This window comes from Streptomyces sp. NBC_00273, from assembly GCF_036178145.1.
Lineage (GTDB): Bacteria > Actinomycetota > Actinomycetes > Streptomycetales > Streptomycetaceae > Streptomyces.
Genome location: NZ_CP108067.1, coordinates 2,692,503 through 2,705,334 on the forward strand (window position 1 = coordinate 2,692,503; position 12,832 = coordinate 2,705,334).

The window sequence follows — 12,832 nt, forward strand, 5'->3', positions numbered from 1 at the left end:
TGGTTCCGGGAACTCGTTCCCGGTCAGCGGGCCGCCGCACGGTGGTAGGCGCGGGCGGCCAGCGGAACGATGACGCAGAACAGGACGCCGAATATCAGGAGCGAAGCCGCCACCGGATGCTGGGCGGGCAGCGCGTCGCTGACGGGCTGCGAGGGATTGCCCCACAGCTCGCGACAGGCACTGACGACCGCGCTGATGGGGTTCCACTCGGTGATGACCTGCAGCCACCGCGGCAAGCCGTCCGGCGGGACGAAGGCATTGGACAGGAACGCGAACGGCAGGACCATCAGCGTGGACAGCGTATTGACGGCCTCGGGGCTGCGGACCACCAGACCGATGAGCGCTCCCACCCAGCACATGGTGAACCCGAGCAGCAGCAACAGGCCGAAGCCCAGCAGGGTTTCTCCGATGCTGTTGTGCGCGCGCCACCCGATGAGGGTGCCGACGACCGCCATCACGAGGCAGCTGAGGGCCGTCATCGCCAGGTCCGAGACCGTGCGGCCGAGCAGCACGGCGTAGCGCGACATGGGCAGCGAACGGAACCTGTCCACCAGCCCGTTCTGAAGGTCGTCCGCCACGCCTGCGGCACTGGTGCCCACCGCGGAGAGCATGACCTGGGTGAAGATTCCGCCCATGATGTATTCGCGGTAGTTCCCACCGCCCGGCACGCTCATGGCGCTGCCGAAGAGGTAGCCGAAGACCAGCACCATGACGACCGGTGCGATGGTCACGCCGATCAGCTTCTCCGGTACGCGCACGATGTGGCGCAGGTGGCGGCCGGTGAGGGCCATGGTGTCGTTGACGAGCTCGCTCATGCGGCTGACGCCCCCTGCTCTGCCGTGACGGACCGGCCGGTCGCATCGGCCGGCCCTTCCGTACTGGGCGCGTGCCCGGTCAAGGAGAGGAAGACGTCGTCGAGCGAGGGCCTGCGCATCGCGAAGTCGACCACGTCCAGCCGGTGATCGCGCAACGCGTCGGCCACCTGGGCGATCGACCCGATGCCCGACTCCACCTGTGCGGAGACGCTGCGGCCCTGGCCGCCGACGACCGGCGTGCCCATGGCGACCTTCTCCAGCAGCTGAGCGGCCAGCGGCACGTCGTCCGCATCGGCCAGCGTCACCTCCAGGACCTCTCCACCGACCTTGCGCTTGAGCTCGTCGGGCGTGCCGTCAGCGATGAGGACGCCCTTGTCGATCACCGCGATGCGGTCCGCGAGGTGATCCGCCTCTTCCAGGTACTGCGTGGTGAGCAGGACGGTCACCCCCTCGGCGACCTGTTCGCGCACCATGGCCCAGAGCGTCATCCGGCTGGTCAGGTCCAGACCGGTGGTCGGCTCGTCGAGGAACAGCACCTCCGGCGAGGCCAGCAGGCTCGCCGCCAGGTCCAGCCTGCGGCGCATGCCGCCCGAGTAGGTCTTGACCTCCCGGTCCGCAGCGTCCGGCAATTCGAACCGTTCCAGCAGTTCCACGGCGCGCTTCCGGGCACCGGCCCTTCCGAGACGGTGGAGCCTGCCCATCAGCACGAGGTTCTCGCGACCGGTGAGGCGTTCGTCCACGGCCGCGTACTGGCCGGCCAGCCCGATCCGCTTGCGCACCTCCATCGGCTTCTCGGCCACGTCGTAGCCGGCCACCTTCGCCCGGCCCCCGTCGGACGGCAGCAGCGTCGCGAGGATGCGGACCGTGGTGGTCTTCCCCGCACCGTTGGGGCCGAGGACGCCCAGGACGGTACCGCGCGGCACGGTCAGGTCCACTCCGCGCAGGGCTTCGTGGTCCCCGTACCGCTTGCGAATTCCCTCAGCTTCTATTGCTGCGTCCATTTACCCCGCCTAGAGAAGTCAGCTTTCGCACCACGATCGCAGCGACCCCGACCACCGACCCACCCCCGTGACCGGAACCTGTCACCAGGCCGGGAATTCTCCGGCACGACAGGAACGCAAAAGGCCCCGCACGAGCACGGCCCGTCAGCGTTTTGCCCGGAAAACCGTGAAGAGCATGCGCAGGACGAGCACCGCGCTGATGACCAGCAAGTGATAACCGAGCAGACGGAAGAGACTGAGATCCTCCGCTATATCCGGTCCTCCGGGTATGGCCAGCAGGATGACGGCCATCACCCCGCTCGTGGCTCCGAGAAACGTGATGAGCACTTCGTGCACGAGCGACCTCAGGTACTTGCGGTCGCGCGCATCGGCGAACAGTCTGACGCTCATTCCGAGTCGTCCTTGTTCCAGCGCGCTGGTGACCCGGTCCAGGCGGCGCGGCAACCGCTGGAGCAGCGTCACCGCCGCGTGCAGGTCCAAGCCCGGGCCGGACGACCGGGCGTTCCCCCATCCGAACCCTCCCCGGCCCTCCTGCTCGCCGTCGGCGAAGGTCCGAGCCTCGCCGATGACGTCGAAGCCCGGGGACACCTTGGTGAGGGTGCCCTCCAGGGTGCCGAGCGCCCGGAACACGGCGGCCACCTCCGGCGGTACGGCCAGCCCGTGCCGGGCCACCAGCCGGAACAGGTCGGCGAACACCTGGAAGTCGGGGACCGACCCACCGGAGAGGTGACGGGCCATGAACCGGCCCAGCGCACGCTCCAGTTCACGCTCGTTGATCTCGTCGGGGCGGGCGACCAGTTCGAGCAGCGCGTCGCACAGGGCGGCCGGGTCGCCGTGGTGGATGGCGAGCAGGTAGCGGCCCAGTGCCGCGCGGAGCTGACCGTCGAGCCGCCCGACGGAGCCGAAGTCGACCAGCGAGATCCGCCCGTCGTCGCTGAGGAGGATGTTCCCCGGATGCGGGTCGGCGTGGAAGATGCCGTCGACGAGGATCTGCTGGAGCATGTTGAACAGCAGGTTCCGGGCTATGTCGGTCCGCGTGGTGAAGCGCTCGTCGATGGACCTGTACGCCACGCTGATCGGCAGGCCCGGGAGCCGTTCCAGGACCATGACCCTCTCGCCGCTCAGTTCCTCGTGAACGACGGGAAGCCCGATCTTCTGCTCCTCGCGGCGGCTCCAGGCATTGGTCACCGCCGCCAGGTTCTGCGCCTCGATCCGGAAGTCGAGCTCCTCCTCCACGGAGGCTGCGAATCCCTCGGCGAGTTCTGCTGTTCCCAGGGCCCGGGCCCAGGACGTGCGCGTCTCCAGCATCCGGCCGAGCCGGCAGATGATGTCGAGATCGCGCTCGACGAGCGGCCGGACACCGGGCCGCTGCACCTTGACGACGACCTCTTCGCCCGAATGCAGGCGGGCGCGGTGGACTTGGGCGATGGACGCCGCGGCCAGCGGTTCCTGCTCGAAGTGGGCGAACACTTCTCCCGGCGGCCTTCCCAGGTCCTGCTCGAGGAGACGTTCCACCTCCTTCCAGGGCTCCTCCGGAACCTGGTACTGGAGCTTGCTGAGCTCGGCGATGAACTCCGGGGGCAAGAGGTCGTGGCGGGTCGACAGCACTTGGCCGAGTTTGACGAAGGTCGCGCCGCCCTCTTCCAGCGCGAGCCGCAGGGACCGTACGAGCCGGGCCCTGCCCGTGGTGGGGACCCCGTCGGAGTCACGTCCCCGGCGCAGGTACGGACGCAGTCCGTGCCGTACGGCGATGGCGATGATGTGTGAATAGCGGGACGCTCGGGCCACCCGGGAGCGGACCGCCCGCAGCCAGCCGGCGGGCGAGCCCGAGGACCCGGACGGTACGACCACTTCGGAGACCGCCAGGAAGGCGGTGGCCAGCAAGAACGTGCACCCGATCTGCACGGTGGTGATGGCGCCGCCCTGTTCGGGGCGCTGCATTGCGGCACCGAAGACGGCGAGACCCACCGTGCCCACGAGTCCCGTGAGCAGCGTGCGGATGATCCCGACCCGCAGACCGAGCAGCCGCTGCGCCACGGCAGCGAAGATCACGATGAAGACGATGACGCTGAATGCCACGCCGAAGAACATTTCGATCTCTGCCACCACCCGTTGTGCCGAGCCCCGGCCGCTGATCCTAGGAAGGCCGGACGGAGGGGCTCAAGGAACTCGCAGCAACCTGCCAGATTCGGGGATCGGGGCTGGTCACCCGCTGATGCCGCAGTTGAATGATGCGCACTTCAGCCGCGCCGGGAAGCTCGCTACCGCGCAGAGGACTTAAGGAAAGAGCATCGTGCGCCGTGTACTCGCAATTTCGCCCCATCTGGATGATGCCGTGCTGTCGGCCGGTGGCCGGCTGTTCGAGCTGGCGTCGGAAGGCGTCGAGGTCACGGTGTTCACCGTGTTCGCCGGCCGGCCTATGCCTCCCTTCTCCCCGGTCGCCGCCTATCTGCACGGCCTGTGGGGGCTGGGCGACGCCCCCGTCGTGCACCGCCAGGCCGAGGACCGCCTGGCGATGTCGCTGCTCGGGGTGGCGGAGAGACACGGCTCGTTCCTCGATGCCGTGTACCGCAGGACCACGGACGGCGAGGGCTGGCTGATCGGGATGGACGGCGTGCCCCCCGAGGGCGAGCACGAACCCGAACTGGCCGCCCGGCTGGCCGACACGATCACCGACCTGGTCGGTGAACTCCGGCCCGACACCGTCCTCACCTGCGCGGCGATCGGGGGGCACCTGGATCACCGGCGCACCCGTGACGCGGTCCTGGCCGCTGCCACCCGGGGCGTACCGACCCTGTGCTGGGAGGACCTGCCGTACGGGCACCGCACCACGGAGCTTCCCGCCCTGCCCGAGGGGGTCCGCTTCACCGCCAGCGTCGCCGAAACCGCCACGGACCCGGCGTGGGAGGCGAAGTACCGGGCCATAGAGGCCTACGACTCGCAGCTCACCATGCTCTGGCCGAACGAGCCGGAGTTCAGGCCGGTCTTCGATTCCCATGCCACCGCGCACGCCCGCGAGCACGGCCTCACCGGCCGGGCCGAGCTGTTCTGGAACGTGGGCTTCGACCGGCTCTGACCTCCGCACGAAGGGCGGGGCCCGGGTGGTACCACCCGGGCCCCGCCCTTCGTCATCCGCGGGAGGCGAGCCGTTGTTCGACCAGGTCGGCGACGGTGGCCGGACCACCAGCGGCACGCACCTGTTCCTGCATCCGCGCCATCCGGCCGGGCAGTTCCCGATCGGCCGCCAGGGCGAGCACCGCGGCGCGCAGTGCGTCCGCGTCGACGTCCTCGGGAGGTAGGAACGAACCGAGACCCAACCGGGCTATCGACTGCGCGTTCATCGGCTGGTCCGCGGACTTCGGGACGGCGACCATGGGCACCCCGTGGTGGATGGCCTCCATGACCGAGCCCATCCCCGCGTGGGTGACGAAGGCATCGGCCCGGGCGAGCACCTCGAGCTGCGGCACCCTGCGGTGGACTTCGAAGTTCGGCGGCGGCGTTCCGAGGTCCGCGGGGTCGGTCTGGCCGCCGACGACCATCACCACGTGCCAGTCCAGTCCGCCGAACGCCTCGAAGCACTGCTGGTAGAACGCCGTGTCGCTGAGCACGCTGCCCAACGAGATCAACAGGACCGGTCGGCCGTCGTCCAGAGCCCGCCAACTGCCTTGCAGAGGGCGTTCGGTGATGCAGGGGCCGACGAAGACGTACCGGTCGTCGACCGTCTCCCCCCGGAACTGGAACTGTCGCGGCAGGGTGACCACGCACCGTTCGGGCTCGTCGGTGTAGTCGTTGACCGACATCGTGACGCCGCCCCGGTCGAGGAAGTCACGGAACCTGCGGCGGTAGTCGACCCAGGCCGGGTCCTCGGCCATCAGCTCCTGCATCACCTCACGGTGCTCGACGTACCCCTCGGAGGGCACGTGCGTCGGCGAGAGCCTGATCGCGGGAACGCCCCAGCGCTGCGCGAGCATCCGGGTGGTGTGGGCGGTGAAGTCGTAGAGGACCAGGTCGGGCCTGTCGTCCTCGAAGGCCTTCTCCTGGGCCGGGAGCACGGTGACGGCCTCGTCGAGGAACAGCGAGGACATCGCGACGATGTCGTCGTTGGGCCAGTCCTGGCTGCGGTGGGTGGGCGGCAGCGTCGAGTCGTAGACGACCGCGGTGGCGCCGGCGGCCTCCACCTGGGGGGCGAACTCCTCGGTGATGACGTAGCTGACCCGGTGCCCGCGGCGAACCAGTTCGGCGACGACGGCCAGGGTCGGGTTGACGTGCCCGTGACCGGGGATGTTGAAGAGTGCGATGTGCGACATGTGCTCCGCTCCTAGAGGAGTGTCAGTGGGTAGGGCGGTCGTAGCCGGTCTAGCCGGTGGCCGCCCGGCGGTGACCCCACGCCAACAGCCCCCAGGACAGACCCCACACGAGGAAGTAGGGGGACCACAGGAGCAGGTCCCACCAGGCCAGGTAGACCGTGCCCTGCCAGTCGAACCAGATGACGCCCACGTCCCCGATGACGAGCAGCACCGCGCGGGCGGTCATCATGAGGAACGTGAGGACGGCGGGCAGGAGCAGGATCCAGCGCGGCATCCTGCGCATCCACTCGCCCCAGGGCCGCGCCACCGCGGAGGCGTAGACGAGCGCCAGCGCGACGGCGGCAACGAACTGCCAGTGGCTGGTGATGGCTTCGGGGTCCTGATCGATGAGCTTCTGCCTGGCTTCGGCCGGTACGGGGGTCTGCGCGAGGAGCAGTGAACCGCCGAGCGCCCAGTAGACCTTCATGGCGCCGTAGAGCCCGGTGCACGCGACGGTGGCCCGGATGCCGATGAGCCGCCACCGCTCGCGGGTGGCCGCGCGCCGGGACGACGTGCTCACTCTCCCGCCTCCCGCACGGCGGTGACGTCGGTGGCCGTTCCGTCGGTGGCCGTTCCGTCGCCGGTACGGGGACGCCGGCGCGTGCGCTGGAAGTAGCCCCAGATCATCACGCACCACAGGACGAGGAGCAGGCTCGCGGTGAGCGCGTCGGACACGGTCCAGCCGATCTGCCCGCCCCCGACGGTCGAGTCGTAGACGATGGCAGCCCCTCCGGCGCCCATCGGTACGAGGGCCCCGAGCAGGGCGACCATCAGCAGCCACCGCGGAATCCTGCGGCCGGCAGCATGGATGGTGGCGAACGCGAGGAGGGCGGCGGCGAAGCCCAGCGCGGCGAGTACGAACTGGTCGAGCGCGGGATTCGTGTGTCCGTTGTCGCCCGTCACCTTAGGTCCGCCGGGGAGTCCCAGCTTTCCCTGCATTCCGTATATCGCCTTCGAAGTGGAGTAGATGAAGAAATTCCCCCCCACTATGAACGCAGGTAATCCGTGCCACAGCGAAACGGGGAACCAGGTGCTAAATCTGGCTACCACCCGACCACGGAATTTCTCCGTCACAGCATGCCAACTCTCGTTACTGGAGAGCAACGCCCCTGCAGCACAGGGGCGTTGCCCAGTGCTCAGGCGCGGGTCACCGATACGGGCAGTCGCTCCGCGCCGAGCATGCTCCCGGTGTCGAGCAGGGTGACTCCGTCGCCGTGGACAACTTCGAGTTCAGCGTACCGGTCCAGCAAGAGATTGAAGGCGGTACTCCCCTCCAGCCTGGCCAGTGGAGCGCCGATGCAGTAGTGGATTCCATGGCCGAAACCAATGTGCCGGTTTCCGGTCCGATGGATGTCGAATCGGTCCGGATTCTCGAAGTGCGCGTCATCGCGATTTGCGGAGGGGATCCACACCCTGACGACCTCCCCCTCGGGGATGACGTGGCCGCCCAGTTCCGTCTCGCAACTGGTCATGCGGCGGGCGTTCGTGAAGGAGGGCCGGAGCCGCACGATCTCCTCGATGGCGGCCGGCACGAGGGACCGGTCGGCCCGCACTTCGCGCCAGGCGTCGGGGGCCCGGTCGAAGAGGAGCGCGATGTTGGTGACGAGTGCGGAGCTGGTCGAGATCCCGCCCAGCAGAAGGATGCCGACGAATCCGACGATGTCGACGTCCTGCAGTCGCTCGCCCTCGACGCGGGCCTCGAGCAGAAGGCTGATCAGGTCGTCCTTGGGAGCCGCCCGGCGCTCCTTGATGAGGTCGAACATGTAGGAGTTCAGGCCCCGGTAGTGCTTCGCGTTGTCCAGCATCCCCTTCATCGAGGGGACTCCGGTGTGCAGCGCGTGGGCCCACTGGGCGAACAGCTTCGAGTCCTCGCGGGGGGTGCCGAGGATGTCGGCGATCATCAGTACCGGGAAGACCGAGGCGAAGTCCTCCGCGAGGTCGAAGACTTCCCTGCCTTGGAGTTCGTCCAGGAGACCGGTGGCGATTTCGGTGACGTGCGGTTCCAGGCCGGCCATGTAGCGGGCGCTGAACGCCTTGCTGACGAGCTGCCGCAGCTGGCGGTGGCGCGGCTGGTCCTTGGCCGCGATGTTGCCGATGAAGAAGAGGTCGTAGTCCTCCTGCGGCGGCGTCAACTCGGTGAGATCGTTCTGGAATATGTGGTTGCTGGACATGACGTGCTGCGCGTCGGCGTAGCGGAAGACGTCCCACTGGCCGGTCATCGGATCGTAGAAGACGGGTTCGTTCTCCCGCATCTTCCGCAGTTCCGCGAAGAACTGCGCATCCGGTTCGGGCCTGCGCGCCGCGGGCACCTCGGGGTTCTCTTCCATCAGTCTTCCTTCCCGTGCTCCGGGCAGGCGTCGATGATCTGCAGCCGCTCGGCGAGTATGCGGCCGATCTCGGCCAGGGGTCCCGGCTTCATGAGGTCGGTGTGCTTGCGGTCGATTTCGCGGGTGACGATCTCGCCGTCCACGAAGGGCTTCCAGGTTTCGGGGGTCGGGGAAATGTCGATCTTGTCCAGAGTCGCCACGACGAGCGTGATGTCGCCCGCGAAGCGCTCGGGGACGAACTCGTTGAAGAGGGCGCTGTTGTTCGCGTAGATCTTGCTGATCGCCTCGATGTGGCGCTTCTCCAGGCTGGCCATGGCGCTCCCCAGGCGCTGGAGCACCTGGGTGACCCGTTCGTGGGTCAGCGGCCCCTTGCCCAGGTAGCGGCGGTCATAGCCGACCCAGCGCAGCAGGTCGGCGAGGATGGCCTGTTCGGTGGTCTCCGGAAGGCGCTGGCCGGGGTAGGTGTCCAGGATCCCGAGGAAGTCGACCTCTTCTCCCATCGACTGCAGGCGGGTGGCCATGGCGTGCGCGATGACGCCGCCCGAGGAGTAGCCGACGAAGCGGTAGGGGCCGGCCGGCTGCACCGTGCGGATGTGCTCGATGTAGTCCTCGGCCATCGCGTCGATGGTCCCCGGCATCGCCTCGTCGCTGTCCAGGCCGCGCGCCTGGAGACCGTAGACGGGGTACTCCTGACCGATGTGCTTGATGAGTCCGGAGTAGCACCAGCTGAGGCCTCCGGCGGGGTGTACGCAGAACACCGGCGGGCGCGAGCCGAAGGGCCTCAGCGGGAGCAGGACGTCCAGCGGACCGCCCTGTTCGGTGCCGTCCTCGAGCTGCGACGCCAGGTGTGCCGGCGTGGGGGCTTCGAAGAGGCTGCGGATCGTGAGTTCGGCGCCGAAGGTCTCCCGGACGCGGGTCAACAGGCGGGTCGCCAGTAGCGAATGTCCGCCGAGGTCGAAGAAGTTGTCGTCGATCCCGACCCGGGGCACGTCCAGCACCTCGGCGAACAACCCGCACAACACCTCCTCACGAGGCGTCCGCGGCGCACGACCACCCACCACACCCGACACCTCGGGCACCGGCAACCGCCGCACGTCCAACTTCCCGTTCACCGTCAACGGCAACGCATCCAGCACCACGAACGCCGACGGCACCATGTACTCCGGCAACACCGACCCCGCAAAACCCCGCAACTCCACACCCGACACCACCACACCCGCCACCGGCACCACATACGCCACCAACCGCCGCTCCCCCGGCTGGTCCTCCCGCACCACCACCGCCGCATGCCCCACACCCGCATGCCCCGCCAAAACAGCCTCGACCTCACCCACCTCAATACGGAAACCCCGCACCTTCACCTGAGAATCCGCACGCCCCACAAACTCCAAAACACCCCCACGCGACCACCGCACCACATCACCCGTGCGATACATCCGCCCACCCACACCACCAAACGGATCCGCCACAAAACGCTCCGAAGACAACCCCGGACGCCCCAAATACCCCCGCGCCAAACCCGCCCCAGCCACATACAACTCCCCCGCCACACCCGGCGGAACCAACCTCAAACCAGAATCCAACACATAAACCCGCAAATCATCGATCGCCTCACCGATCACACTCCCCGCAACACCCCGCCCCACACCCACACAACCCGAATCCAACGCCGCATAACTCACATGAACCGTCGTCTCCGTAATCCCATACATATTCACCAACACCGGAGCCGAATCCGAATGCCGCTCAAACCAATCCCCAAGACGCCACACATCCAACGCCTCACCACCAAACACCACACACCGCAGCACCAGACCCGAACCCACCCCAGGATTCTCCCGATCCGCCTGCATCAACTGATAAAAAGCCGACGGCGTCTGATTCAACACCGTCACACCCTCATCAACCAACAACCCCAAAAACTCCACCGGAGACCGACTCACCGAGAACGGCACCACCACCAGCCGCCCACCCCGCAACAACGGCCCCCACAACTCCCACACCGAAAAATCAAACGCAAACGAATGGAACAACGTCCACACATCATCCGCGCCGAACCCAAACCACCGATCCGTCGACCCAAACAAACGCACCACATTCCCATGCGGCACCACCACACCCTTAGGACGCCCCGTCGACCCCGACGTATAAATCACATACGCCGGACTCGCCGACCACACCCCACCCAAAAGCTCCCCCGCCACCAAATCCACACCCGACCCGGCAGCAACCTCCCCCACCACATCCACCGCATCCAACACCAACACCGGAACCCCAAAACCCTCCGGCAAACTCCCCGCACTCTCCTCCGTCACCAACACCAACGACGGACCCGCATCACCCAACACATACGCAATCCGATCCGCCGGATAATCCGGATCCACCGGAACATACGCACCACCCGCCTTCAACACCGCCAGCACCGCCACCACCAAATCAACCGATCGCGGCAACACCAACCCCACAAAACCCTCAGGCCCCACCCCACGCGACACCAACACCCGCGCAAGACGATTCGCCCGCGCATTCAACTCCCCATACGAAACCGAAACACCCTCACACACCACCGCAACACGATCAGGAGCACACCCCACCTGCTCCTCAAACAACCCCGACAACGTCACCGCATCCCCAACACCACCACCAACACCCCCACCCCCGTTCCACTCCACCAACAACCGCTCCCGCTCCACCCCACCCAACAGATCAACCCCACCCACCGGCAGCTCGGTGCCGATCTCCACGAGTCGGCCGAGGAAGCCCAGGAACCGGTCCTGGTGGTCGGCGAGTTCCTCTTCGCCGTAGAGATCGGGATTGCCCTCGAAGTCGATCTGGAGACCTTGGCCGTCGGGCTGGGGATAGACCACCACCGAGAGGTCGTCGGCCGGTCCCAGGTTCAGGCTGTGCACGGTCGCCGTGCAGTCGGCGAAGACCAACTCGGCGCCGAACGTCATGATGTTGACCTGCGGACCGACCAGTCGCTGATCGTCCTGGAGGAGGCCGAGGTCCCTGCGGATCTCCTCGTAGCGGTAGCGCTGGTGCCGCATGGTGGCGCGCATCTCGTGGGAGGTGTGGCTCAGCAACTCGGGCAGCGTCATGTCGGGCCGTACCGCGAGGCGGAGCGGAAGCACGTTGGAGACCATGCCGGGGGTGTTGAGGGCCGTCCGGCCGAGCCGGGTGGTCACGGGCAGGCCGAGGACGGTCTCCGTGCCCCGGGTCAGCGCCTGGTGGTAGGCACCGAAGGCGGCCGTCACCGCCACGACCCACGGCACTCCCGCGTCACTGGCCGCCTGGCGCAGCGCCTGCGTGGTCGACCCGTCGAGGAAGGCCGTACGGCGCAGCAGTCCGTCCGGGGTGACGGGCCGGCTGCCCGACAGGCTCGCGGGGACCGGCCTGTCGCCGAAGCTCTCGGTCCAGTGCGCCTTGTCCTCTTCGTACTGGTCCGACACCCGGTAGGCCGCGTCTGCGTCCACCAGGTCCCGCAGGGGTCCGAAGGGACTGTCCCCACAGGGTTCGCCGGAGGTGAGCGCGGTGTAGACCTCGGCGACCCGGCGGCCCACGAGGGCGCTGCTGAAGCCGTCGAGCGCGATGTGGTGGCACCGGTGGTACCAGATGAACCGGTCCGTGCCGGTGCGCAGCAGTGCGTGGGCGAACAGCACGTCCGCCAGGAGGTCCACGGGACGGCTCAGCTCCTGACGCATCCAGGCCCGGGCGGCCCCGCCCGGGTCGGGCTCGGAGGTGAGGTCGAGCCGGGAGAAGACCCAGTCCGTGTCGGGGCCGACGCTCTGGCGGGGGCCGTCCGCGTCCTCGGAGAGCCGGATCCGCGCTGCCTCGGTTTCGGAGACGACGCGGCGTACCGCTTCCTCGAACCGCTCGGGGTCCAGCCGGCCGTGGATCTCTACGTACTGCCCGCCGTTGTAGATGGGGTTGTCCGGGTCCAGACGCTGGGCGAACCACATGCCGCTCTGGGCGGCCGTCAGCGGGAACCAGACTTCCTGTCGGTCAGACATGGCGTTTCATCCTCGGTCAGATCCAGCGGTGCGGAGGTCGGCGGGCGGCGGGGGCCGGTGGGGTGTCACCGGCCCCCTGGGAGCCCGGGGATCAGGCAGCGGCGGCGTCCATCGCCGTGGCGAGGCTCTTGGGCCGCATGTCGGTCCAGTTCTCGTTGACGTAGTCCAGGCAGGCCTGCCGGTTGTCCTCGCCGTGCACGGCGGTCCAGCCACCCGGGATCGCGACGAACGCCGGCCACAGGGAGTGCTGGCCCTCGTCGTTGACGAGCACGAAGTAGGAGGTGTCCGGGTTCTCGAACGGGTTGCTCATGATGGGTGCCTTCCGATGTGTGG

General features: G+C 67.9%; 10 protein-coding genes. 1 reads left to right on the forward strand and 9 read right to left on the reverse strand.

All coding sequences use genetic code 11. The features are described 5' to 3' along the window. Positions 1–23 precede the first annotated feature (23 nt). From OG386_RS11290 to OG386_RS11300, 3 genes are all read right to left on the reverse strand, one after another. Positions 24–815 (reverse strand): ABC transporter permease, encoded by a 792-nt coding sequence (locus OG386_RS11290; protein ID WP_328788032.1) that lies wholly within the window; start codon positions 813–815, stop codon positions 24–26. Continuing rightward, the gene (locus OG386_RS11295) at positions 812–1,816 is read right to left on the reverse strand and encodes an ATP-binding cassette domain-containing protein (protein ID WP_328788033.1); all 1,005 of its coding nucleotides are present in this window, start codon (positions 1,814–1,816) and stop codon (positions 812–814) included. The genes OG386_RS11290 and OG386_RS11295 overlap by 4 nt, the downstream gene beginning before the upstream one ends. A 144-nt stretch (positions 1,817–1,960) precedes the next feature. Continuing rightward, positions 1,961–3,922, reverse strand: coding sequence for an ABC1 kinase family protein (locus tag OG386_RS11300; protein WP_328788034.1), 1,962 nt, complete (start codon positions 3,920–3,922; stop codon positions 1,961–1,963). A 187-nt stretch (positions 3,923–4,109) separates the two neighbouring features. Between OG386_RS11300 and OG386_RS11305 the strand changes: the two genes are divergently transcribed. Further along, positions 4,110–4,892, forward strand: a complete 783-nt coding sequence (locus OG386_RS11305) for a PIG-L deacetylase family protein (RefSeq protein WP_328788035.1) — start codon at positions 4,110–4,112, stop codon at positions 4,890–4,892. Between the two features lie 52 nt (positions 4,893–4,944). Here OG386_RS11305 and OG386_RS11310 read toward each other — a convergent pair whose 3' ends face one another. The 6 genes from OG386_RS11310 to OG386_RS11335 form a co-directional block, all read right to left on the reverse strand. Next, complete coding sequence (locus OG386_RS11310; protein WP_328788036.1) at positions 4,945–6,123, reverse strand: macrolide family glycosyltransferase; 1,179 nt, start codon at positions 6,121–6,123, stop codon at positions 4,945–4,947. Positions 6,124–6,172: 49 nt separating this feature from the next. Then, positions 6,173–6,682 carry a DUF3995 domain-containing protein gene (locus tag OG386_RS11315; protein ID WP_328788037.1) on the reverse strand — a complete coding sequence of 170 codons (510 nt, stop codon included), beginning with the start codon at positions 6,680–6,682 and terminating at the stop codon, positions 6,173–6,175. Continuing rightward, positions 6,679–7,101, reverse strand: a complete 423-nt coding sequence (locus tag OG386_RS11320) for a hypothetical protein (protein WP_328788038.1) — start codon at positions 7,099–7,101, stop codon at positions 6,679–6,681. Before OG386_RS11320 ends, OG386_RS11315 begins: the two co-directional genes overlap by 4 nt. A 197-nt stretch (positions 7,102–7,298) precedes the next feature. After that, a complete protein-coding gene (locus tag OG386_RS11325) occupies positions 7,299–8,489 on the reverse strand; it encodes a cytochrome P450 (RefSeq protein WP_328788039.1) in 1,191 nt (396 codons plus the stop codon). Beyond that, positions 8,489–12,499, reverse strand: a complete 4,011-nt coding sequence (locus OG386_RS11330; RefSeq protein WP_328788040.1) for an amino acid adenylation domain-containing protein — start codon at positions 12,497–12,499, stop codon at positions 8,489–8,491. Before OG386_RS11330 ends, OG386_RS11325 begins: the two co-directional genes overlap by 1 nt. 91 nt (positions 12,500–12,590) lie before the next feature. Further along, entirely contained in the window at positions 12,591–12,809 is a 219-nt protein-coding gene (locus OG386_RS11335) for an MbtH family protein (protein ID WP_327382478.1), read from the reverse strand. Between the last annotated feature and the right edge of the window lie 23 nt (positions 12,810–12,832).

What these genes read in the sequence shown, in the direction of transcription:
- OG386_RS11290 (WP_328788032.1), bottom strand. Translation starts at nt 815, where the DNA reads ATGAGCGAGCTCGTCAACGACACCATGGCCCTCACCGGCCGCCACCTG.
- OG386_RS11295 (WP_328788033.1), bottom strand. Translation starts at nt 1,816, where the DNA reads ATGGACGCAGCAATAGAAGCTGAGGGAATTCGCAAGCGGTACGGGGAC.
- OG386_RS11310 (WP_328788036.1), bottom strand. Translation starts at nt 6,123, where the DNA reads ATGTCGCACATCGCACTCTTCAACATCCCCGGTCACGGGCACGTCAAC.
- OG386_RS11320 (WP_328788038.1), bottom strand. Translation starts at nt 7,101, where the DNA reads ATGCAGGGAAAGCTGGGACTCCCCGGCGGACCTAAGGTGACGGGCGAC.
- OG386_RS11325 (WP_328788039.1), bottom strand. Translation starts at nt 8,489, where the DNA reads ATGGAAGAGAACCCCGAGGTGCCCGCGGCGCGCAGGCCCGAACCGGAT.
- OG386_RS11330 (WP_328788040.1), bottom strand. Translation starts at nt 12,499, where the DNA reads ATGTCTGACCGACAGGAAGTCTGGTTCCCGCTGACGGCCGCCCAGAGC.
- OG386_RS11335 (WP_327382478.1), bottom strand. Translation starts at nt 12,809, where the DNA reads ATGAGCAACCCGTTCGAGAACCCGGACACCTCCTACTTCGTGCTCGTC.